The 22771-nt window shown below is 42.7% G+C and carries 19 protein-coding genes, 1 tRNA gene and 2 pseudogenes; 8 read left to right on the top strand and 14 right to left on the bottom strand.

The annotated features are described in order from the left end of the window. The first annotated feature begins 2 nt into the window (after window positions 1-2). Complete coding sequence (locus MgSA37_RS09145; RefSeq protein WP_096351388.1) at window positions 3-1412, top strand: alpha/beta fold hydrolase; 1410 nt, start codon at window positions 3-5, stop codon at window positions 1410-1412. Window positions 1413-1428: 16 nt separating this feature from the next. Continuing rightward, window positions 1429-1950 (top strand): annotated as a pseudogene (locus tag MgSA37_RS29050) (GNAT family N-acetyltransferase). A 200-nt stretch (window positions 1951-2150) separates the two neighbouring features. Here the strand turns inward: MgSA37_RS29050 and MgSA37_RS09130 are convergent. Next, window positions 2151-2224, bottom strand: a tRNA-His gene (locus MgSA37_RS09130). Between the two features lie 277 nt (window positions 2225-2501). Between MgSA37_RS09130 and MgSA37_RS09125 the strand changes: the two genes are divergently transcribed. Together MgSA37_RS09125 and rnhA are read left to right on the top strand one after the other, a co-directional pair. Then, the gene (locus MgSA37_RS09125) at window positions 2502-4592 is read left to right on the top strand and encodes a heavy metal translocating P-type ATPase (protein WP_096351383.1); all 2091 of its coding nucleotides are present in this window, start codon (window positions 2502-2504) and stop codon (window positions 4590-4592) included. A gap of 169 nt (window positions 4593-4761) precedes the next feature. Beyond that, a complete protein-coding gene (gene rnhA, locus MgSA37_RS09120; protein WP_096351382.1) occupies window positions 4762-5232 on the top strand; it encodes a ribonuclease HI in 471 nt (156 codons plus the stop codon). 84 nt (window positions 5233-5316) lie between these two features. Here rnhA and fbp read toward each other — a convergent pair whose 3' ends face one another. The 3 genes from fbp to MgSA37_RS09105 all read right to left on the bottom strand — a co-directional run bounded on the left by fbp (window position 5317) and on the right by MgSA37_RS09105 (window position 7928). Beyond that, entirely contained in the window at window positions 5317-6366 is a 1050-nt protein-coding gene (gene fbp, locus MgSA37_RS09115) for a class 1 fructose-bisphosphatase (RefSeq protein WP_096351380.1), read from the bottom strand. Between the two features lie 25 nt (window positions 6367-6391). Next, entirely contained in the window at window positions 6392-6883 is a 492-nt protein-coding gene (locus MgSA37_RS09110) for a metallophosphoesterase family protein (RefSeq protein ID WP_096351379.1), read from the bottom strand. Between the two features lie 340 nt (window positions 6884-7223). Continuing rightward, window positions 7224-7928, bottom strand: a complete 705-nt coding sequence (locus tag MgSA37_RS09105) for a tRNA1(Val) (adenine(37)-N6)-methyltransferase (protein ID WP_096351377.1) — start codon at window positions 7926-7928, stop codon at window positions 7224-7226. A 103-nt stretch (window positions 7929-8031) separates the two neighbouring features. Between MgSA37_RS09105 and MgSA37_RS09100 the strand changes: the two genes are divergently transcribed. Both MgSA37_RS09100 and MgSA37_RS09095 read left to right on the top strand, forming a co-directional pair. Next, window positions 8032-8541: an RNA polymerase sigma factor gene (locus MgSA37_RS09100; RefSeq protein WP_096351375.1), complete on the top strand. Its 510-nt coding sequence runs from the start codon at window positions 8032-8034 to the stop codon at window positions 8539-8541. Further along, window positions 8528-9154: a hypothetical protein gene (locus MgSA37_RS09095; protein ID WP_096351374.1), complete on the top strand. Its 627-nt coding sequence runs from the start codon at window positions 8528-8530 to the stop codon at window positions 9152-9154. Before MgSA37_RS09100 ends, MgSA37_RS09095 begins: the two co-directional genes overlap by 14 nt. Window positions 9155-9176: 22 nt before the next feature. Here the strand turns inward: MgSA37_RS09095 and gloA2 are convergent, their stop codons facing one another. The 8 genes from gloA2 to MgSA37_RS09055 form a co-directional block, all read right to left on the bottom strand. Beyond that, window positions 9177-9566: an SMU1112c/YaeR family gloxylase I-like metalloprotein gene (gene gloA2, locus MgSA37_RS09090; protein ID WP_096351373.1), complete on the bottom strand. Its 390-nt coding sequence runs from the start codon at window positions 9564-9566 to the stop codon at window positions 9177-9179. Further along, the gene (locus MgSA37_RS09085) at window positions 9559-9843 is read right to left on the bottom strand and encodes a type II toxin-antitoxin system HicB family antitoxin (RefSeq protein ID WP_096351371.1); all 285 of its coding nucleotides are present in this window, start codon (window positions 9841-9843) and stop codon (window positions 9559-9561) included. Before MgSA37_RS09085 ends, gloA2 begins: the two co-directional genes overlap by 8 nt. A 37-nt stretch (window positions 9844-9880) precedes the next feature. After that, window positions 9881-10066, bottom strand: a complete 186-nt coding sequence (locus MgSA37_RS09080) for a type II toxin-antitoxin system HicA family toxin (protein ID WP_096351370.1) — start codon at window positions 10064-10066, stop codon at window positions 9881-9883. Window positions 10067-10076: 10 nt separating this feature from the next. Then, window positions 10077-12329 carry a phosphoribosylformylglycinamidine synthase subunit PurL gene (gene purL / locus MgSA37_RS09075; RefSeq protein ID WP_232010820.1) on the bottom strand — a complete coding sequence of 751 codons (2253 nt, stop codon included), beginning with the start codon at window positions 12327-12329 and terminating at the stop codon, window positions 10077-10079. 128 nt (window positions 12330-12457) lie between these two features. Further along, a complete protein-coding gene (locus tag MgSA37_RS09070; RefSeq protein WP_096351368.1) occupies window positions 12458-13297 on the bottom strand; it encodes an energy transducer TonB in 840 nt (279 codons plus the stop codon). Window positions 13298-13475: 178 nt separating this feature from the next. After that, window positions 13476-14054: a DUF4468 domain-containing protein gene (locus MgSA37_RS09065; RefSeq protein ID WP_096351367.1), complete on the bottom strand. Its 579-nt coding sequence runs from the start codon at window positions 14052-14054 to the stop codon at window positions 13476-13478. A 68-nt stretch (window positions 14055-14122) separates the two neighbouring features. Continuing rightward, the gene (locus tag MgSA37_RS09060; RefSeq protein ID WP_096357355.1) at window positions 14123-15211 is read right to left on the bottom strand and encodes a porin; all 1089 of its coding nucleotides are present in this window, start codon (window positions 15209-15211) and stop codon (window positions 14123-14125) included. Window positions 15212-15435: 224 nt separating this feature from the next. Beyond that, window positions 15436-17058 carry an ammonium transporter gene (locus tag MgSA37_RS09055; protein WP_096351365.1) on the bottom strand — a complete coding sequence of 541 codons (1623 nt, stop codon included), beginning with the start codon at window positions 17056-17058 and terminating at the stop codon, window positions 15436-15438. A gap of 554 nt (window positions 17059-17612) precedes the next feature. Here MgSA37_RS09055 and MgSA37_RS09050 point away from each other — a divergent pair. Then, a pseudogene (locus MgSA37_RS09050) lies at window positions 17613-19786 on the top strand (glutamine synthetase III family protein). A 41-nt stretch (window positions 19787-19827) separates the two neighbouring features. Here MgSA37_RS09050 and MgSA37_RS09045 read toward each other — a convergent pair. Then, entirely contained in the window at window positions 19828-21252 is a 1425-nt protein-coding gene (locus tag MgSA37_RS09045; protein WP_096351364.1) for a chloride channel protein, read from the bottom strand. A gap of 90 nt (window positions 21253-21342) precedes the next feature. On the opposite strand from MgSA37_RS09045, the gene MgSA37_RS09040 reads away from it, so the two are divergent. Next, window positions 21343-22545 (top strand): AIR synthase related protein, encoded by a 1203-nt coding sequence (locus MgSA37_RS09040; protein ID WP_232010819.1) that lies wholly within the window; start codon window positions 21343-21345, stop codon window positions 22543-22545. A gap of 11 nt (window positions 22546-22556) precedes the next feature. On the opposite strand, the gene MgSA37_RS09035 is transcribed toward MgSA37_RS09040, so the two are convergent. Beyond that, window positions 22557-22769 (bottom strand): hypothetical protein, encoded by a 213-nt coding sequence (locus MgSA37_RS09035; RefSeq protein ID WP_096351362.1) that lies wholly within the window; start codon window positions 22767-22769, stop codon window positions 22557-22559. Between the last annotated feature and the right edge of the window lie 2 nt (window positions 22770-22771).

Genomic DNA, 22771 nt, shown 5'->3' with positions numbered 1-22771 from the left:
CCATGAAATACGTTTATATTACCTCATTACTGTTGTCTATTACCATCAGTTCGTTTGCCCAAAACAAAGGGTACACGCCTAAAACAGAACCCTGCGCTTGTGCCTTTAAAGCCGATACGGCTTATCATACGCAATGCGCTTATTTGATTGTTCCGGAAAACCGCTCGAAACCGCAAGGACGGAAGATAAAACTGCCTTTTATCATTGTGGAAAGTAAGAACCCGGATAAAAAGAAAGACCCGGTTTTATTTTCTGCAGGTGGCCCCGGATTAAGTACTTTACATTATGCCAAGTCGATCACCCGCCGCTCCTTGTTAAAGAACCGGGATTATATCGCTTTTGAACAGCGGGGCACTGATTACGCCATCCCTAATTTAAATATTGCTGATATAGGGGCAGCCGCACAAAAGGGTTACCGGGAACACTTGTCCACCGACAGCATGGCGCTGGACGCGATTAAAAAAGGGAGGGAAAAACTGGTTAAGCAAGGAATTGACCTTTCTGCTTATAACACCGACGAAAGCGCAGCTGACATCGAAGATCTACGCATCGCTTTAAAAATCGACTCCCTCAACCTGATGGGCATTTCTTACAGCGGCGGTTTAATGATGACGGTATTGAATCGTTATCCTAAACATATTCGTTCACTGATCCTGGATTCCCCTTTACCTGAATTCGTGAACATCGATGAAGAGGAATTGACGAACTTCAATGAAGTGATTGACCAGGTAATCAGCCCGGATCTGAAGGAACGCTTCCACCGATATTTTACAGCGATGGATGGTAAGAAATTCACCATCGACTATCTCGAAAAGGGTAAAATGGCAACGGAAAGGTTGTATTACGGCCGCAGTGAGCTGTTAGCCATCCTGCACAGTTATGCGGAAGATTACGACAAGATCAAAGAAATCCCCAAATTCCTTGAGGATGTAATCAGCGGTCACCAGGAACCTTATATCAAAACTTATTTTGATGATGTGTTTAGCGGAAACGGCGGCGCTTCAGGCATGCGCTTTTCCGTTTATTGCTCCGATAAGCTGGCCTATGCCAGTCCTGCCATCATCAAACAGCAGGATGAAATTCAACCCTGGCTTGCCGGTTTTCATGTTAACGATGTTTACCTGAGTATCAGCAAGGTTTGGCAGGTGAAGCCGATCAAAGCCTCGACCAAGAAACCGTTCTATTCCAATATTCCGGCACTCTTAGGCGCTGGAGGGATGGATGATTCCTGCCGGCCGATCTACAATGACTTGATCCACCACTATATGCCCAACAGCCAGCGCATCTTGTTTAGCCAGCGCCAGCACGGCCCATTGCTGAACTCCCGGGACGGGGATGAATTTATCGGTCATTTCCTGGATCATCCGTTCGGGAAACTAAGCAGCGACAACAAAGAGATTGTCGTTTATTAATCAAGAGCAGGATGGCATGAACTATTTACTTTATGGTCTGGAAAGTCCCAGGTTATTCTTCCGGGAAATGAAATCCTATGACTATGATACCTGGCTGGAATATTTCAGTGACCCAAAAACGGCTGAACATTGGTTCTTTGAAAGGAAAATCCCCGAGCTTGCCTGCGAAGATTGGTATCTTTCTCAATTCGCAAGAAGTAATCGGGACCAGGGTGGCATGAACGCAATACTGGAAAAAGGAAGCGGAAAATTGATCGGTCATTGCGGCCTTTTAATACAACAGGTAGATGGAATCCAGGAACTGGAGATCGGTTACGGTTTGCTGCCGGAATTTTAGGGTAAAGGCTACGCCACCGAGGCAGTGAGGGTATGTATAAAAACCGCGTTCCAAAGAAACCTGGCAGACTCCCTGATCTCCATTATCGCTGCCAGCAACCTGCAGTCCGAAAGGGTTGCTTTAAAAAATGGATTGCAATTTGAGCGAGTAACCACTTATCATGGAAACCGGGTAAATATTTTCAGGATCAGAAAACGATAGAAAATTTCATTCAAATAACCAGATTGCTCTTGTTGGCAGCTTTCCTGAATGCAGCAGCACCAATGCCGACGGATACATCAGCCTCACCTTGACTTCCGTTATCTTATCCCCCCTTCAAAATACTGGGACATAGATTCATCACCAACAACAATTGTAATTAAGTAAAGTGTAGCTGGCTACTTTGTAGCCAGCTACACTTGGGTAAATGATGGGGCTCGAACCCACGACCCTCGGTACCACAAACCGATGCTCTAACCAACTGAGCTACATCTACCGTGTTGGGTCTGCAAAAATAGAAATCTTCGCGCTATTTGCAAAGTCTTTTTTGTTTTTGGTTGGAATATGTTGTAAAGGTTGGAATATGTTGTAAAGGTTGGAATAAGCCGGAAGGGGTGTTTTGGTTGTAATAGGTTGAAAATAAGGCTTTAGCTTTACCTATAACCATTACAACCTTTACAACAATTACAACCCCTTAAACTAACCACTAAAATTACACTCCGCTTACCCAATTCCTGTTCAAACACTCAATTAAACCGTAAATTTGTATTACTATGGCAGAGCAATTGGTTGAATTAAATGTAACGGGGATGCACTGTAATAACTGCGCCATGTCCATCCATAAACTATTGGAGAAAAAAGGACTTAAAGATATTATGGTGGATTTTGCCGGCGAGGAAGTTAAGTTCTCCGGCGGTAGCCCGGATGACCTGCCGGTTATTATAAAGGATATTGAGGGCTTAGGTTTTAAAGTTGTGGACGACCCGGCCTTGCAGATTACGCCATTTTATGATAAGATAGAAAACAAATTCCTGTTCAGCGCGATATTAACTGCTCCGCTTTTGCTGCATATGGTATTGCCATGGCATTTTCTTCACAATCCGGTGGTGCAATTGATCATATGTTTACCCGTTTTTATCCTTGGCTGCCTGCATTTTGGCAAAAGTGCATTTAACTCGGTTAAAGGCGGTGTGCCCAATATGGATGTATTGATATTTGTGGGCTCATCGGCAGCTTTTATTTACAGCCTCGTAGGGACCATCGAAAACTTGGGCGAGCGTTACCAATTTTACGAAACCTGCGCTACCATTATCACATTGGTTTTGCTGGGTAACGTTTTTGAAAAAAGGTCTGTTTCCCAAACCACTTCGGCCGTCAAGGACCTGGTGAAAATACAGCAGGTAAACGCCAACCTGGTAGTTAACGGCGGGATTGAAGTGATCAGCGCCAGGGATGTACGGCCTGGTGATACGCTTTTGGTTAATGAGGGCGATAAAGTTCCGGTGGATGGCGAAGTATTATCAGGCAACGCGTCAATAAACGAGTCGATGCTAACGGGTGAAAGTATCCCCGTTGAAAAGGAAAAATATGACAAAGTGATCGGCGGCACCATCGTGGAGCACGGCAATATCCGGATGATCGCAACAAAAGTGGGCTCAAATACCGTTTTGGCGCAAATTATCGAACTGATGAAAAAAGCCCAGGCCGCCAAACCGCCCGTGCAAAAGCTGGGCGATAAAGTTGCGGCTATATTTGTACCCGCAGTTATCCTTATCGCAATTATTACTTTTATCCTGACCTTCTATGCCGGCCACGAAGGCATGCGTATTTCTTTAATGAATGCGATTGCTGTACTGGTGATCTCCTGCCCTTGCGCAATGGGCCTGGCTACCCCTACCGCGGTAATGGTGGGCCTTGGCAGGGCAGCAAAAAACGGCATCCTGATAAAGGGCGGTGATACTATTGAAGCGGTATCGCATGCCAAATATGTCGTATTCGATAAAACCGGCACATTGACTACAGGTAAATTCAGCATCAACAATATTAAAGCTGAAGGCGGCGCCGATATTGAACAAATAAGGGGGATAATTACGGCCATTGAAGAAAGATCAAACCACCCTATTGCCAAATCGCTGGTAAAAGGGCTTGAAACACTTCCCAAAACCAAATTGATATTAAAATCAGTTAAAGAAGAAAAAGGCCTGGGCATGCGGGCCGAGGATATTGAAGGGAACCATTATTTTTTGGGAACCGGCAAATCATCTGTTGAAGGAGAATTTAATTTAACGCTGTATAAGAATCAGAAGCAACTGGCATTGATCGCGGTTGATGACGAGATTAAACCTGAAGCTGCCAACCTGATCGCGCAGCTAAAAAAAATGAATATCATCCCGGTTTTGCTGAGCGGCGATAAACATAGCCGTTGCTTAAAAGTTGCACAACAAATAGGTATCGACGAAGTGCATTCGGAAAAATTGCCTGATGAAAAATTGGTGGTAATTGAAATTTACCGTCAAAAGGGCAAAACCATTATGATAGGTGATGGGATTAACGATGCCCCGGCTCTTACAAAAGCTGATGTCGGGGTTTCTATGAACGATTCGAGCCAGGTGGCCATACAGTCAGCGCGGGTGGTGTTGCTAAACACCGATCTGAATTCGGTTGTTAAGTTTTTACAGATCAGCAGGCACACGCTGCTTACCATCAAACAAAACCTTTTCTGGGCGTTTGCATACAATATTGTAGCCATACCAATTGCAGCGTTGGGTTTTTTAAACCCTATGGTAGGCGCTTTCGCCATGGCGTTTTCAGATGTGGTAGTGATAGGAAATTCGTTGCGATTGAAAAAGAAGAAACTTTCCTGAGTTCATAGTTGATAGTTCATGGTTCATAGACAGAAGGTTACGGCTCATATTCGATGACTGTGAATAGTTTGTAGCTAAATGTTTAAACCAGATTAGCTAAAACATTGTAATTTTACCCCTGCCGCGAAGCTACTACGAACTATGAACCATCAACCATGAACTAAAACAAATGATCGAAATTTTTACAGACGGTGCATCAAGCGGCAACCCGGGACCAGGGGGATATGGAGTAATCCTGCGTTCAGGTAAACATTATAAAGAACTTTCAGAAGGTTTCAGAAAAACTACCAACAACCGCATGGAACTGCTGGCGGTGATTAAGGGACTGGAAGCTTTAAAAACACCCAACCAGGAAGTGACAATTTTCTCCGACTCGAAATATGTAATAGATGCCATTGAGAAACGATGGGTTTACGGCTGGCTTCAAAAAGGCTTTGCAGGTAAAAAAAATAAAGACCTGTGGTTGCGCTATCTTGATATCAGCAAATTACACAAAATAAAATTCGTTTGGGTGCGCGGCCATGCGGGCCACCCGGAGAACGAGCGCTGCGATGAATTGGCAGTTGCGGCAGGGAAGCAAAAACCGCTGCTGATCGATTCCGTTTTCGAAATGGAGGCGGCTAAGGTGAATTTGTTGTAAAGTTGAAAAGTTGTAATGTTGGCTTGGCGACGTGAAGTTTAAAACATTTCAACTTTCCAACCTTGCAACATTACAAAAACCAAACTACTGCAGCTCCACCACCCCTTCATAGCTTTTTTTAGTTACCTGTGGCGAGAAGCATGCCATCATTTCCTCGGCTTTTTTAACCATATTTTCGGAACCTATGAATATGGCAGAGCGCTGGTGCAATTCTTTTACATCGAGTTCCAAAATTCGCTGATAGCCGTTGCTGGCCAGGCCGCCTGCCTGCTCAATGATAAATGCCATGGGATTACATTCGTACACAAGGCGCAGTTTGCCGTTTGCTGCACCTGCTGTTACCGGGTAGATAAAAATGCCGCCTTTTATTAAGTTGCGGTGAATATCGGCCACCATTGAGCCAATATATCTTGAAGTATAGGGGCGGTTTGTCTTTTTGTCCTCCACCTGGCAATACTTGATGTATTTTTTTACCCCATCCGGAAAGTGGCTATAATAACCTTCATTGATGGAGTAGATGGTGCCATCTTTCGGAATTTTCATATCCGGGTGCGAAAGGCAAAATTCGCCAATGGATGGGTCGAGCGTAAAGCCGTTTACCCCTTTACCGGTTGTATAAACCAGCATAGTTGATGAACCATAGATCACATAGCCCGCTGCTACCTGCTCGTTACCATTCTGCAATACATCATCAATAGTAGCTTTTCCATTGGTTGATTTACGGCGGTAGATAGAAAAAATAGTACCGACCGCCACATTTACATCAATATTTGACGAGCCATCCAGGGGATCCATGGCTACAATATATTTAGCGTCAATTGAAACATCAGATTCAATGGGGATATATTCATCGTTTTCTTCGGAGGCGACTATGCAGCATTCGCCACCATGCTTTAAGGCTGATATAAATTGTTCGTTGGCATATACGTCCAGTTTCTTTTGGCCCTCGCCCTGGATATTGGTGGTACCGGCTTCGCCCAAAATGTCGGCGAGGCCTGCTTTGTTCACTTCGCGGTTAACGATCTTGGCGGCAATGCCGATATCGCGTAATAGTCGGGATAGCTCTCCTTTGGCATAGGGGAAGTCCGCCTGCTTTTCAATGATAAACTGGCCTAAGGTTTTTACGATCTTCATAGGTACTTAGTGTATTTAATACGTATTATCTTTGCATTTCAACAAGGTCGAAGGTATGGATTTTTTCTTCAGAAATGCAAAATCTAACTAAAGTTCGTACTTTATGCCAGCCCTGTTTCCCGGCTGCGCCGGGGTTTATATGCAAACAATTGATCTTTTTATCGTATATAACCTTTAAAATATGCGAATGCCCGCAGATAAATAAATTTGGCGGCTTAGTGTATATTTCACCCCTTACCGACGGACTGTAATGATCAGGATAACCGCCGATATGCGTCATCCAAACATCCACTTTTTCGCAATTAAACCGCAGGTTTTCGGGGAAGTGCTGCCTGATGTCGGGCCCATCAATATTTCCGTACACACCTTTAAGCGGTTTAAAGGCAGCCAGCCTTTCGGCAACCTCCATACTGCCGAAATCGCCGGCATGCCAAATCTCATCGCAGTTTTCAAAATGCTTATACACCGCGTCGTCGAGGTAGCTGTGGGTATCTGAAATGAGGCCTATTTTTATCATTTTATTGCTTTCTTATGCTTAAAAACTATCAACTAATTATTTAGCGAGAAAATAGCCTGTTGACCAAAAATGAAACAGTGCGCTAACGACGAATAAGACAAGCCGGGTGGAACATAAAAAACAGTTTATCAAATACTTTTTATTGCGGTGAATTACGATAGTTGCTGACATAAATAATCCTTCGATTATAAATGGATTTGACCAAGCCATTAACAAGTCTCCGTCAACATGACCATAGTCTCTTTGAATAGCTACCGAGAAAAAAGTAAAAAAATATAAAAGGGAAAAGGTAACTGGCAATAACAGTGACAATGTCAATATCAAAGATGTCGTTTTCATATCAAAATGCTAAAAAGTATGGCTGTAGCAGCCTTTGATATTCTTCCGAATAAATCCCGACTGCCTTATAAATGGTTAATTTACTCATTTCCGGCGCAACATCCTTAAAACCAAAACATAAAACAACCCTGTGTGCCGCTGAATGCGGGTAGGAATGAATGCTGATTTCCCTTTGCAGATGCATATCATTTTTTGCCATTAATGTTGTCACAAGAGCCGCTGTATCTAACGGTAACACCAGCCAGCAAAACCCCTTGTCTGCCAAATAAAAGGATACATCTTTTGCCAATTCGTCAAAAAAATTTACTTCACTATGTTTTGCGAGCGACTTTTTTTCTTTGGGCGATTCCAGTGAATTGATGTAAAACGGGGGGTTGGATATGATCAGGTCATACTTATTTTCAGTATGCTCGTCCAAAAAGTCGCGGATGCTTGAAAAGTGAATATTAAGCCTGTTGTAAAAAATAGAATTTTGAAAATTTCGCCCCGCAGTTTTAGCGGCCGGCTCGTCAATCTCAACCGCATCAATTTTTGCATTGGCGAATTTTTGGGCAAGCATCAATGCAATTACCCCTGTTCCGGTGCCAATATCCAATATTGTTTTAGGATCATCAGCCTGGGTTATTGCACCAAGTAAAACCCCATCAGTATTGATCTTCATGGCGCAGCCGCTTTGGTCGACACTGAATTGTTTGAAATGAAACATGTATTAATGTAAAAATAAAGAAATTGCAATACCACTGTAACAAATATTAAAAGAAGATACCTATTTGGTATAAAAGCAATAAAATTAAGTCGCAAATTTAAACGTGGATACTAAACAAACTCGCTTTCTGCAACTGATTGAAGAGAACAAGGGTATCCTGTTTAAAATATGCAAAATATATCAGGATGATCCGGAGGACCGCGACGATCTGCTACAGGAAATGACATTGCAACTTTGGCTGGCATTCGATTCGTACCGGGGTGAAAGCAAATTCAGTACCTGGATGTATCGCGTGGCGCTTAATACAGCTATCGTATTTTTTAAGAAACAAAAGCGCCGGCCGGATAGCGAAAAAATACCCGCAGGGTTTGATCGGGCTGAAGAAAATACCTTAGCCGGCGAAAAAGAAGAACAACTGACCATCTTCTATAAAGCTGTGCAACAATTAAATAAGGTAGAAAAAGCACTGGTGTACCTGTATATGGAAGATGTACCTTATGATGATATTGCCGCCAGCCTTGGCATTACACCAATAAACGTGCGGGTAAGAATAAACCGCCTTAAAACTAAATTAAGAGAGATAATTAATAACATGAATTATGAATATAGATGATTTAAAGGGTGCCTGGAAAAATGATGATATGAAGGGCGCTGAACTGCCTGCAAATACTACATTTTGTAAGAAATCTGCTTCGCCTCTTGCCCAAATCCGGAGAAACATGAAAAATGAATTTATGGGGGTGCTGATTTCGTATGGATTTTTAATCGCCTACTTGTTTTACGGGATGAAGTCGGCACTTTTCTTTAATATTACGAGCATTTTTGTTTTTATCATACTCGTACTGAATTGCATTTACTTTTTCCGGTTTTATGTTTTTTATAAATCCATAAACCATTACGATTTCAGCATTAAAAAAAGCATCTCCAAATTAGCCTACGAACTTGAGTTAAATACCGAAATCTATAAAACCTACAACCTTTGTGTAACACCCTTAGCCGTTTTGGTAACGTTTACCTTGTTGTGCGGCAACAATGGGTTGAAATTTATAGGTCATATTTTTGCCGCTGATATTTATACATCACCGTGGAACGTGCTGATTGCTTTTGTAGCAATATTAATTTCATTTGGGGTAACATATGTTTGCATTAATCACCACATACGAACCCAATACGGTAAATACATTACTGAGCTCAAGCAAATGATGGATGATTTGGAGAATGAGTAATTATAAATGCCTGAATAACTACCTATTTCTCATAAAACTCAATAGGCAAGCCGTCCGGATCAGCAAAAAAGGTAAAACGTTTGCCCGTAAATTCATCAACCCTGATAGGCTCAACGGTTATACCGGCCGCATGCATGTGGCTTATTGCTTCACCTATATTATCCACTTCAAAAGCCAGGTGGCGCAAGCCTGCAGCCTCGGGCCGGGAAGGGCGGGCCGGAGGATCAGGAAATGAAAAAAGCTCGATCTGGTATTGGTTTCCCACTTCCAGGTCGAGCTTGTAAGAGTTTCTTGCTTCGCGGTAAACTTCGCTGATAATTTTTAAACCGAGTATGTCGCTATAAAAATGTTTCGACTTTTCGTAATCGGAACAAACGATGGCGATGTGGTGTACCCGCTTAAGTTTAAGCATGCTGCGGAACAGCGACCTCCACCTCTGTTATGAAATATTCTTCTGCAATTTCGCCCTCCTTGAATACACCATCAGAAATATGCTGACTAATACCTTTTGCTTTAGGGATATCTTCACCATCATTTACCATGGCTTCAAGATGTAACTGCAACGCTTCTTTTATTTGCGAAACTGTTTCCTCAACCGTTTTACCTGTAGCCACACATCCCCATACATCCGGCGAGTATGCCGAATAATTGCTCTTTGCTTTTTCTATCACCACAAGATATTTTTCCATTACACAAATTTAACGATAAATAAAATCCGGTAAAAATTTAATTAAGCCCTGCTTGTTTTAAAATACTCTTTTGCGTTCCTTTATCTAGGTCGTCACTTAATTTCCCGGCAACCGTTACGGTGCCTTTTTTGTCAGGGTGCTTAAATTGACGGTGACTTCCTGTTTGTCGTGAAAACAACCAACCGTCAGCCTCAATTATTTTGATAATTTCTTTTACTTTCACTTTTTAAGCATTACGCGCCTAAAATTTCATGCAGCACATTATCATAAACCATTTTGATATCGGTTATATGACCAAATGATTCGTCATCAATAGTTAAGGCCCCGTTTGTAACACTACCCAGCAAGCTAAAATCAACCTCGCTGGTGGCCATCATTTCAATAAAACGTTCGTGATCGGCCGGGCTAACGCTTACTGCTACCCTGCCCTGCGCTTCGCCGAAAAGGAAAGCATCCTTGCGGATAGAACTGTCTGATGCTATTTCAAATCCAAAGCCATTTGGCAGAGATGATTCAACTAACGTAACATATAAGCCACCGTCGGCAACGTCATGAGCTGATTGGATCATTCTATGCTTGATGAGTTGTTTGATCACCTGGTGCATATCATATTCTTTATCCAGGTCGAAATACGGAGCAGGTGCTGCCAGTATTTTGTGATAGGATGCCAGGTATTGTGAGGAAGCAATATCGTTAACCGACTCACCAATCAGGTAGATCAGGTCGCCAGGTTTTTTAAAATCCGAGGTCATTAAATCAGAAAGATCGTCCATCACCCCAAGCATCCCAATAGTTGGTGTCGGGAAAACGGGGCCTTCATCCGAAGATTGGTTATAAAAGCTCACGTTACCACCTGTAACCGGTGTTTCAAATTTACGGCAAGCTTCTCCCATGCCTTTTATGGCACCTACAAATTGCCAGTAAACTTCAGGTTTGTATGGATTGCCAAAGTTAAGGCAATTGGTGATGGCTACAGGTTCGCCGCCGGCGCAGGTAATGTTTCGCGCTGCCTCGGCAACTGCAATGGCAGTACCTTTTTGAGGGTCGGCATATACATAGCGTGATTGGCAATCAACAGTGATCACAATCGCTTTGTCGGTATCTTTAACCGCTATAACCGCCGCATCACTCGGGCGATTGGTAGTCATGGTTGAGGTGCCGATCATCGAATCATATTGATCCGTAACCCATCTTTTTGATGCAATATTAGGGTGACTGATCAAATGTTCTGCAACTGCTAAAAGATCAGCAGGTTCCTCCACATCATTTATATTAAATTGCTGATTTTTTTGAAAATAAGCAGGTTCGCGGTATTCGCGCTCGTAAATTGGCGCTCCTCCGCCTAATACCAAATCATCGGCTGGTACATCCGCCACCAATTCGCCATTCATATAGTATTCCAGGCGTTTGGTATCGGTTACTTCGCCAATAATAGCGCAGTTCAGATCCCATTTATCAAAAACAGCTTCAACTTCTTTTTCTCTACCCTTATATACCACGATCAGCATCCGTTCCTGGGATTCGGACAGCAATATTTCGTAGGGTTTCATGTGTTCCTGGCGCATGGGTACCTTATCCAGGTATATTTTCATACCATGTTCACCTTTTGCCGACATTTCGGAGTTGGAGCAAATGATCCCGGCCGCACCCATATCCTGCATGCCTACAACAGCACCGGTTTTGATGACTTCCAAAGTTGCTTCAAGCAACAGCTTTTCCTGGAAAGGGTCGCCTACCTGAACGGCCGGAAGGTCGTTTACAGAATCTTCGGTAATATCCTTAGAGGCGAAGGCAGCACCGTGGATCCCATCTTTACCTGTAGCCGAGCCTACTATATAAACCGGGTTGCCAACACCATAAGATGTTGCCGAAACTGTTTCGCCGGCTTTAACTATACCAGCCGAAAATGCGTTAACCAGCGGGTTAACATTATAACATTCGTCAAAAAACAATTCGCCGCCAACAGTTGGGATGCCAAAAGCATTGCCATAATGGCTGATACCTTTAACAACTCCTTTTATTAGCCATTTGGTACGGTCGAGCGAAAGATCGCCGAAGCGCAGGGAATTTAATTGGGCGATTGGCCTTGCTCCCATTGTAAAAATATCACGATTGATACCTCCCACGCCGGTTGCAGCACCCTGGTAAGGCTCCAATGCCGACGGGTGATTATGTGATTCTATTTTGAATGCGCAGCCTACGCCTCCGCCCAGATCAACCAGACCGGCATTTTCTTCGCCGGCCTTGGCCAGCATGCGCGGGCCATCTTTAGGTAATGTTTTTAGCCAGGTGATAGAATTTTTATAGGAACAATGTTCACTCCACATTACCGAGAATATAGATAACTCGGTAAAGTTGGGCACGCGTCCCAATATTTCTATAATTCTGTCAAATTCTTCGGGTAGTAAACCAAGGTCTTTGGCTGTTTCAACGGTTGTTAATTGCAGGTGCTCCAATGTAATATCGTTTTCTGAAAGGATGCACAAAATTAGGAAAAAAGCTGAAAGGTAAAAGGATAAAGGTGAAAGGTTTAGGATAAAAAACGGTTCGACCTAATTGATGAAAGGTAAAAAGTGCCTTTACAAAACACCTTTTACCTTTCGCCATTAAGATTTCACCTTTCGTCAGTATTCAGCTGAAAATTAACGGGAAGCATATATTTCACTCTCACCGCCTGCCCGTTTTGCATACCGGGTTTCCAGGCTTTTGCTAATTTAAGCACCCGCATAGCTTCTTCATCAAATCCGTTCCCTGCAGGTTTAATCACCGTAATATTTGACAGCGTGCCATCTTTCTCAATAATAAAACTCACAACCACTTTTCCGTTTATCCCTTCTTCCTGTGCCTGGCCGGGGTATCTTAAATTCTTACTCAGAAATTTCGCCCAGGCCTTATCGCCACCTACGGGTTCGGGCATTACATCTAATCCAAAATTCGGATGTACGGAGTTATCCACATCTGGAGTACCTGTCCCGGCGGTTGTTGATACTGGCGGCCCCTCGTTCGTTCCTTTAACGCCAGTACTGTTTGTTTGTCCAACCGCACCGGTGATATCCACATTCTTTGCCGGCTGTTCCTTTATCTTATCATCGGATTGCACAACCATTGTAACCAATTTCGTTGTAGCTACCTGCGGTGAAGGGGGCAACGGTTTTGCAGGTTTTGCAGGGGCTGGCGGATCTACCCTTTTGATTGCTTTTACCGGCGGAGGTAAAACAGGTGTAATTGGCGGCGTAATATCTATAATGGTGTGATGTACCAGCGGCTGCGCCGAATTAAACACAATAGCCACACCAATTAATAAACCCACGCCTAAAAAAGTAATCCCCATGGACCTGAGCATGTTGGAAGCATAGTTTTGCCTCAGATCATAAGCGCCATACGCTTTGTTGCGGTTGTCGAATACAAGATCGAGCCACTCGGTCTTGTACAAATCAAATTTTGAGATAAGCATTTTGATTGAAATTAAATTTTAGTATTTAACGCAATCAAAATATTAAATATTGTTTATTTATTGCAACATTGTAACATTTAGCAACATTTCAACCGTACCCGAAAAATTTATGAGTTTATCATTATAACAACCTCAAAATTATGAAATTCTTAAACAAATGCAACAAGGTGGATTTTACCTACCACTTATCCGTAACCACTTTTTTAACCGGCTCTTCCTTTTTCTGCGCAGGAACCTTTAACATATAGCTTTTTAGCTTGTCACCCCACTGTTTACAAAAAGCGCCGGTTTCATCCAGGTAAGCGGCCAATTCCTTTTTATCAAGCCTGGAAGAAGCGGTTTCTAAAGGGATATCAACGCCTTGCTGTGGCACAAAGTTTCCGTACCTGTCGCGCTGGTAAGGTGTAAATACAAAATTGGTTAACCAAAAGCGATATTTCTGATCTTTAAATTCAATGTTTACTTCGTATGTTACCTCGCCCTTTTCATGGCGCATTACTGATATCCCGCCATAGGTTAAAAATTTACCTTCGCCCTTCAGGCTTTCAGCCCCGGCAGGTTTTACCACAGTTTTGGGATATGCCATTTTCAAAAAATATTCTCCTCGTTCGCGCAGGCTATCTGCGGGCAGGGCGGGCATATTAACCACCTGGTAATAGATATATTTATTATGTTCATCAAATGACAGCAAAGCCTGCTGCGCAAAAGCATTTCTGGCGAACAGGAAACCAACCAAACCAATTAATAATGTTTTCATGCCATAAAGATAAAAGCCGCTCCCAATAAATCGGGAACGGCTTTTAAATAATTTATTAACAATAAGTTTTAGAATGCATACACAGCAGCCAAAACAAATTGTGAAGCACCGGTTGTGAAGTTGTTATTACCATCAACAAACATGTCGCTTTTTGATGTATTGTCAAATCTTACTTCAGGGATCAGCGTTAACGGGCCTGCTTTAACATTGGCTGTAAATGTAATGCCAGTTACCGATTCGCCGGCTGCTGGGCCTAAGCCACCGGTTGAATAAGTTCCGGTTTTGGTTGTAAAATACTCTCCTCTTAAACCCAGGGTTACCGCTTTTGATACCGCTAATTGTGGATACAGGGCTACGCCTGAAAATCCACCGGTTACCCCGTTTGATGCAGAGAAATCAGCAGCATTTAAACCCAGTTTGAAAGCACTTGTAATTTGATAGGCAGTTGTAAGGTCAAATTCTGTTCCGTAGGATGAACCGGTTACCACGTTCAGGTAGGCTGTCCAGTTTTTTACAGGGGTTACGGTTAACTGAGCGCCAAATGTATTAACCTTTCCGCCCGACTGGTAAACATTCCAGTAGTCATTAAATATACCCGCCATTAAGCTTACTTTATCCGAAAACGCATAAGTGGCTTTTAAACCTGCATTCTGGAACGGGCCATTGGTGAACAAGTAAGAAGTTGAATAGTTGAAGTTTGCAGCAGGGCTGATCACTTCATAACCGATAAAGGTTGACATGTAACCGGCTGTCATGCTGAATTTATCAGTAAATGCATACGATACATACAAGTTTTGGATGTGGTAGCTGGAATAAGCTACACCGGTTGAATTACCCACATAAGCTAAACCCGGATCGGCATTAGGGATGGATTCCTGCTGTCCGCGGGGGCCGAAAGAAAGTTCACCCACAAATGAGGCTTTGCCTACTGATTTTTTTAATCCCAGGTCGACCATACCGATCGAGATCGAATTCAATTCGTTTGCAAAGCTGGTCGGGATATTTGGTTTGCCCGAAAAGTCGGTTTTAAAATAGGTATCTACCGAACCGCTCAGCACTAAGGGCGCATCCCCGGTTGTCTTGATCGTGTCCTGCGCGTTGGCAGCAAGACCGAAGGATGATGCAGCAAGTATTAAAAGTAGAAATCTTTTTTTCATGATAATTAAATTGATTGATAAGTTTTGTTGAATTATTAATAGTTTGGTTTGATTGAATTGCGAAGTTATAGCATAAAACATCCCTTACTGACCTATTTGATTAGAATTCAGCAGATGTATTAAATAAATTACATTAGCATTTTAAAGAACCCTTGTATAGCTGATTGCAGGATGTTCATCATTGAATTGATCAACCAGCCATACAAGGGCATTATATTTTAAACTCAAGCGGTTACTTTTCCGTCTTTTTCAAAAAGACCGGTTAAGCTAACATCACCGTCTTCGTAGTCGTAAGCTGAAGCGCCGTGGTCGAACATATCCAAGCCACCAGGACCTGTTTCACCGTGTGCTTCAACGCGCAGTTTCCATGGATGTGGCAGCATCATGATCAGTTTCATCATTACCCAGGCAATTACAAATACAGCGATCGCTATGGTAAACGTGCCGATAGCCTGAGCTTTCAACACACTGAAATCACCACCGTAAAACAGGCCTTTTACAGGAGCTGAGTTATCAGCGCCATAAGGGCCGGTAGCGCCGAACTGACCGGAAGCGAACAAACCTAATGATAATGTACCCCAGATACCACAGAAACCGTGTACCGGAACGGCACCAATCGGATCGTCGATACGTAAGTGCTCTAACAGTTTAACACCACCGAACACTACGAAACCTGCAACACCACCTAACAAGGTTGCACCCAGCGGGCTAACCCAGTAACAAGGACAAGTGATAGCAACAAGGCCGGCAAGGAACCCATTTACAGTAAAACCAAGATCGAATTTACCTTTGGTTGAACCCCACCATAAAGCAGCAGCCATAGCGGTAAAACCACCGGCGCAAGCAGCAAGCGTTGTATTTGTTGCAACCCGGCCAATACCGATAGCATCCATAGCTGACAATGTACTACCAGGGTTAAAACCGTACCAGCCGAACCATAAGATAAAACCACCTACAGCTGCCATTGGCAGGTTATGGCCTGCAGGCATACCACCGCCGTCACGAGCAAATACACGCCCGATACGTGGCCCTAAAACCATGGCACCCGCAAGTGACGCCATACCACCGATAGTATGTACAACTGTTGAACCGGCAAAATCGCGGAATCCCTGACCCAGGCTAACGAAGAAATTACCTTTTGTACCCATTAAAGCTAACCATCCGTCAGGACCCCAGGCCCAGTGACCGATGATAGGATAAATGAAACCGGTAATACCGATGCTGTAAAGGATATCCCCACGGAAACCGGTACGACCGATCATCGCACCAGAAACGATAGTAGAGCAAGTATCAGCGAATGCATATTGGAAGATCCAGTGGGCAATGATAGGAACACCTGTACCTAAATAAGTATCCGACGGATTACCAACTGTAGTACCCTGCAGGAAAAACCAATGCTGGCCTATAAAACCATTACCATAACTAAACATAAAAGCATAACCAATTGCATAGAATAAGATACCGCAAAGACAGGTATCAAAAATACATTCCATCAAAATGTTAACAGTTTCGCGTTTACGTGCAAATCCAATTTCAAGCATGGTAAAACCCGACTGCATTGCAAACACCAGAAACGCTGCAACCAATGTCCATACAGTATTAATGGAGTCCATTGAACTCTTGGCTGTATTGATAATTGAATGCTCAAGCGCTGACGTATCAGCCTTGGCAGTAACCGCGGCATGAGCAGCAGTACCAAAAAATCCGGGCAAGGTAAAAATGGCCAATACAACAAGCCCAAGGCCTATCATTTTTCCCGCCAAAATGGTTCCGCCAAGGGCCCATTTCTCGCGCGTCAGTTGTCGGACTGAACTGAGCAAATTGAATTTTGTAACGTTTACTTTCATTGTTTGTTTGTTTAGTTTAATTTAGTTTGATTGATTCAGTTATTTAATACGTAAATAGTTTTTATTATATTAAGGAAATAATTTTTATGGATTTTTGTGAGTTTTTTTATGAATAATTTAATAATTGCAACTATTTTATAAATATTTCCATGAAAATATGGATGTTTTTTAATAAAAACAAATTTTCAAACAATTATTTAACAATAAATTCACAATTTTTATGAAATTTATAAAATTCAGCGTTTTTATAGCTCATTTTTTGAATTTTTTATAATAAAAAACATAAGCTCTTTTTTTTGATGGTTATTTTTTTGATTTTATGCTGATTTTTCTTTATAATTAATGATTTAGGCGAAATTTATGTTGAAAAACAATCAATATCCACTTCAAAATGTCTTTTTTTATTAAAACAACCACCAAAATAACTAAATTAAGTCTTTATTTTAACAAAATGAGTCTATTTAAGCCCAATTTTTATTTCTGTTAAAAATTATACATTTATATAAAGTATAATTCTATTTTTGAACGTAAACCCAATTTTAAAATTCCATTTCATGGCTAACATCCGATTCCAGGCGTTGCAGTCCGTATTAACAAGGGTAATTCCCGAGATCAAAACACCGTCCCCGAAAATTTCTGATTATTATGCTGCAAACGTTTTCGATAAAAAGAAAATGAAAGAGTTTCTTTCAACAGAAGCATACCAGGGCATCATTAATTCAATTGAAAAAGGTGAACCAATCCCCAGGGACCTTGCAGAGCAAGTTGCTTCGGCAATGAAATCATGGGCTATCAGTAAAGGCGCCACACATTACACACACTGGTTTCAGCCCTTAACGGGGTCAACTGCCGAAAAGCACGATGCTTTTTTTGAACCAACGCCCGACGGCAATGCTTTGGAAAGATTTTCAGGCGACGCGCTGGCACAACAGGAGCCTGACGCTTCGAGTTTTCCGAGCGGCGGGATCCGGAATACGTTCGAGGCAAGGGGATATACCGCGTGGGATCCGTCGTCGCCTGCCTTTATTATGGCACGCACTTTATGTATCCCTACCGTTTTTGTTTCTTACACCGGTGAAGCACTGGACTATAAAGTACCGTTATTAAAGGCACTAAATGCCTTAGATAAAGCTGCCGTAGACGTTTGCCATTATTTTGATAAAAGCATTGAAAAGGTTAACGCCTCACTGGGTATTGAACAGGAATATTTTTTGGTGGATATTGCCTTATTTAATGCTCGCCCCGATTTATACTTAACAGGCCGCACCCTTTTTGGCCATATGTCTGCAAAAAACCAGCAACTGGAGGATCATTACTTCGGTTCTATCCCTGAGCGGGTTTACACGTTTATGCAGGATATGGAAACCGAAGCCTTATTATTAGGCATCCCGCTTAAAACAAGGCACAACGAAGTTGCTCCTTCACAATTTGAATGTGCGCCCATTTATGAAGAGATTAACCTGGCGATAGACCACAACCAGCTATTGATGGACCTGATGGACAGGGTTGCCAAACGCCACAATTTTAAAGTACTACTGCACGAAAAACCTTATGCTGGTATCAACGGTTCGGGGAAACACAATAACTGGTCAATGATTACCAATACCGGGAAAAATTTACTTTCACCCGGCAAAACGCCAAAAAACAACCTGATGTTCCTGGCATTCTTTGTAAATACTATCAGGGCGGTTTACGAGCACGCTGACCTGTTAAGGGCATCCATCGCTTCGGTAAATAATGATCACCGCCTTGGCGCCAACGAAGCGCCGCCTGCCATTATTTCAATTTTCCTCGGCAGCCAGTTAAGCGACCTGCTGGATGAAATTGAGACCTCGCGTATCAGCAAAAAAATAAAGGATGACGCCTTACTGTGGCAGGGCATCCCAAAAATACCACAGATATTAAAGGACAATACCGACCGGAACCGCACTTCGCCATTTGCCTTTACCGGCAATAAATTTGAATTGCGCGCCGTTGGGTCATCAGCCAACTCGGCCAGCCCGATGACCGTTTTAAACGTTATTGTTGCTGACCAACTTAAGAAATTCAAATACGACGTTGATAAACTGATAAAAAAGGCGAAAAGAAAGATGTAGCCTTATTAATAGTGATCAAACGGTATATTAAGGAATCAAAGAATATCCGTTTTGAAGGAAATGGCTATAGCGAAGATTGGGAAAAAGAAGCCGCTTTACGGGGCCTTCCGAATATAAAGACAACTCCAAAGGCACTTGATGCTTTATTATCGGATAAAACCGATCTGCTATTTTCCGAAACAGCGGTATTTACCAAAAGAGAAGCACACGCACGCCACGAGATCCTGTTGGAGGCATTTTATAAAAAGCTTCAGATCGAAGCCCGCGTTATCGGCGAGCTGGGTGTTAATATTATTATCCCCACAGCCGTAACCTACCAAAGCAAACTGGTACAAAATGTACAGGGACTGAAAGCGCTGGGCCTGGGTGAAGAAACCTATAAGGCGCAATTAGAAATCATTGTTAAAATATCCGAACATGTTAGCTTTATTAAAGGCGATATTGACAGAATGGTAGCTGAGCGTAAAAAAGCGAACAATATTGAAGACCTGCGCGAAAAAGCCATTGTTTATGATGAAAAGGTAAAACCATTTTTCCAGGCGATCCGCTATCATGTAGACAAACTGGAACAATTGGTAGATGATTCTGAATGGCCGCTGCCAAAATTCAGGGAGTTGTTGTTTATTAAATAGACGCGAATTTCACGAATGGGAACAAATTTCACGAATCAGATTTATGAAATTTGTTCCCTATCGTTTGTAATGGGTTTAATAGTTTTTTGCTCATCCACCTGCTCAGTTAAGGCTGTTTCTTCCGGTGTACTCAGATCTTTTACGTATTGAACTTTCAAATGATCATAAAGAGAGTGCTTATCTACTAAAACAGACACCAGGCTGGCTATCATACCTGCCAAAATCAGGTGAAATATCACATTATGCCTGTCCGTCATTTCCAATACTAAAATCACCGAAGTAAAGGGCGACCGGGTAACTCCGGTTAAAAAGCCCACCATCCCTGATAAGATCAGCATATTGGTATCAATATCCGATACATTAAACCAGCTTGCAACCAATGAACCAACACTTGCGCCCGCAGCAAGCGCCGGTGCAAATATACCACCCGCTGCACCTGTTGTAAATGAAAACAGCGGGCCGCAAATTCGCAACAGCGGTGTGTACCAGTGAACATACTTATTAGCCGTAAATAAAGTTGTTTCCATAATATCCTTTCCGGAACCTAACACTTCTTTATTGACATAAAAAGCAAGCAGTACCATCATCAAGGAGCATCCGGCAACAAAGAAAACGTGATGGGCCTTAGTTTTAAACCTGGCCTTCCAGGCAAAAATAAAAAGGATCAGTTTAGACATGCCTGCACCTAATAACCCGGCAAGCAGTGCTACAAGCGCCACACCAAAAAATATTGAGGCGGAAAGACCATCCAATTTAGGGTAACCAAGATATAGATAGGGCCCTAATAAAGCCTGCGCCGATAAACCGGCGATGATTACTGATGAAAATATGGCCGTTTTATAATAGCTGAAATGCGTTTTTGTCAATTCCTCAATGGCAAATACAATTCCACCTAAAGGTGTATTAAAGGCGGCGGCAAGGCCAGCGGCGGCTCCGGTAACCATCATATTGCGTTTGGCAATTTTTGGCCACCATTTCGGCAATAACTGGTAAACTATTTTATAAACAGATGCGGCTATATGAATTGTAGGTCCTTCCCTTCCTATTGCCCCTCCGCCTATCGCCATTACCAGGCTTGACAATACCTTGATTACTATGATACGGAACCCAAGAAGTTTATCAACCAAATGACTTGTACGGGGCGAGGTAACTTGTATGGCAGCCATAACCTGAGGGATACCACTCCCCCTCGCAAATGGAGAAAAGCGCTGCACCAGCCACCAGGCCAGCAAGAAACAAACCGGAGACAGGATAAACAGCATCCACATATGGTGCCTGATCACTATTGCCGTTATATCTTCGGCGCCTACAAAAAGTTTAGTGTATAGTACTGCAAAAAGACCCGTTATTACAGATGCTATCCAGAAAGGGATGGCCTGGAGCGCGTTCTTTTTTAAGTTTTCGTTTCGGATCCTGTCAAATGACCGTTTTAATTGAAGCCTTATTTTCTGAATAATAATGTTCATTGAAAAAGTTAATGGTTCATAGTTGATGGTTCATAGCAGAAAAAAGCCGTTTAATTGATAGATTTTACCGTGAACTATCAACCATGAACCATGAACTCCTATATTTGCAGCATGATTTCTTCGCAAAGATATGATCTGAGAGGTGTATCTGCATCAAAAGATGATGTACATAATGCCATAAAAAACATCGATAAAGGGATTTTTCCAAAAGCTTTCTGCAAAATAGTACCCGATATTTTAACAAACGACCCGCTTTACTGCAATATTATGCATGCTGATGGCGCGGGAACAAAATCATCGCTGGCATACACCTACTGGAAAGAAACCGGCGACATCTCCGTATGGCGGGGCATTGCCCAGGACGCCATTATTATGAATGTTGACGATTTGCTTTGCGTTGGCGCTGTTGACAATATCCTTTTATCTTCAACTATCGGCCGCAATAAAAGTTTGATTCCGGGCGAAGTAATCTCTGCAATCATTAACGGCACGGAAGAGATTTTGGCGGAATTGAGAGATGCCGGGATCGGCATTTACTCAACCGGCGGCGAAACTGCTGATGTTGGCGACCTGGTGCGGACCATCATTGTTGACTCGACGGTTACCTGCCGGATGAAACGTGAGGATGTAATATCCAATCACCGGATACAACCGGGCGACGTTATTGTCGGCATGGCATCCTACGGACAGGCCACGTATGAAAAAGAATATAATGGCGGTATGGGCTCAAATGGTTTAACTTCGGCCAGGCATGATGTATTTAACAAAACCATCGCCGAAAAGTACCCGGAAAGCTACGACCAGGCCATCCCCTACGACCTGATATTCTCTGGCTCAAAAAACCTCACTGATCCAATAGCTATTGGTAATGGCCAGTTTGTTAGCGCCGGTAAGTTAGTATTATCGCCTACACGTACCTATGCGCCCATTATAAAATCGATATTGGATACCCATCGGCAACAGATACACGGCATGGTGCACTGCAGCGGGGGCGCTCAAACCAAGGTGCTTCACTTTGTTGATGACGTGCATATCATCAAAAACAACATGTTCCCTATTCCGCCATTATTCAGGCTGATACAGGAAGAATCCAAAACCAGCTGGCAGGAGATGTACAAGGTATTTAATATGGGCCACCGGATGGAATTATATGTGCCTGAAGAAATTGCGGGCGAAATCATCAGGATCTCTGAAAGTTTCGGGGTTGAGGCGCAGGTAATCGGGCATGTTGAAAAAGCAGAAAAAAAGCAGGTAACAATACGATCAGAGGAAGGTGACTTTGTGTACAATTAATCATTTGCGCGCTAAAAGTTATAGCTTATATTAAGCAGCGCACGCCATTTTGTATAATACTCATAAATGGTATAAGGCCGCAAACGCCCGTTTACTGAATTTAATTTTGAATTATCAAACGTAAATTTCGGGCTGGCGCCAATTGCCACCACATTAAAAAGATTATATTCCTGGTTTGCCATGTAATAGGCTTGTCCCCATTTTTTCGATAAAAGGTTGCTCACAT

Origin of the sequence: Mucilaginibacter gotjawali (assembly GCF_002355435.1) — a bacterium.
GTDB classification, from domain to species: Bacteria; Bacteroidota; Bacteroidia; order Sphingobacteriales; family Sphingobacteriaceae; genus Mucilaginibacter; species Mucilaginibacter gotjawali.
This window is presented reverse-complemented; position numbering and strand designations above follow the sequence as displayed.

Excerpts from the sequence above, each read along its gene's own strand:
- MgSA37_RS09145 (WP_096351388.1), top strand. The coding sequence starts at position 3 with ATGAAATACGTTTATATTACCTCATTACTGTTGTCTATTACCATCAGT.
- MgSA37_RS09125 (WP_096351383.1), top strand. The coding sequence starts at position 2,502 with ATGGCAGAGCAATTGGTTGAATTAAATGTAACGGGGATGCACTGTAAT.
- rnhA (WP_096351382.1), top strand. The coding sequence starts at position 4,762 with ATGATCGAAATTTTTACAGACGGTGCATCAAGCGGCAACCCGGGACCA.
- fbp (WP_096351380.1), bottom strand. The coding sequence starts at position 6,366 with ATGAAGATCGTAAAAACCTTAGGCCAGTTTATCATTGAAAAGCAGGCG.
- MgSA37_RS09110 (WP_096351379.1), bottom strand. The coding sequence starts at position 6,883 with ATGATAAAAATAGGCCTCATTTCAGATACCCACAGCTACCTCGACGAC.
- MgSA37_RS09105 (WP_096351377.1), bottom strand. The coding sequence starts at position 7,928 with ATGTTTCATTTCAAACAATTCAGTGTCGACCAAAGCGGCTGCGCCATG.
- MgSA37_RS09095 (WP_096351374.1), top strand. The coding sequence starts at position 8,528 with ATGAATATAGATGATTTAAAGGGTGCCTGGAAAAATGATGATATGAAG.
- gloA2 (WP_096351373.1), bottom strand. The coding sequence starts at position 9,566 with ATGCTTAAACTTAAGCGGGTACACCACATCGCCATCGTTTGTTCCGAT.
- MgSA37_RS09085 (WP_096351371.1), bottom strand. The coding sequence starts at position 9,843 with ATGGAAAAATATCTTGTGGTGATAGAAAAAGCAAAGAGCAATTATTCG.
- MgSA37_RS09070 (WP_096351368.1), bottom strand. The coding sequence starts at position 13,297 with ATGCTTATCTCAAAATTTGATTTGTACAAGACCGAGTGGCTCGATCTT.
- MgSA37_RS09065 (WP_096351367.1), bottom strand. The coding sequence starts at position 14,054 with ATGAAAACATTATTAATTGGTTTGGTTGGTTTCCTGTTCGCCAGAAAT.
- MgSA37_RS09060 (WP_096357355.1), bottom strand. The coding sequence starts at position 15,211 with ATGAAAAAAAGATTTCTACTTTTAATACTTGCTGCATCATCCTTCGGT.
- MgSA37_RS09055 (WP_096351365.1), bottom strand. The coding sequence starts at position 17,058 with ATGAAAGTAAACGTTACAAAATTCAATTTGCTCAGTTCAGTCCGACAA.
- MgSA37_RS09045 (WP_096351364.1), bottom strand. The coding sequence starts at position 21,252 with ATGAACATTATTATTCAGAAAATAAGGCTTCAATTAAAACGGTCATTT.
- MgSA37_RS09040 (WP_232010819.1), top strand. The coding sequence starts at position 21,343 with ATGAACTCCTATATTTGCAGCATGATTTCTTCGCAAAGATATGATCTG.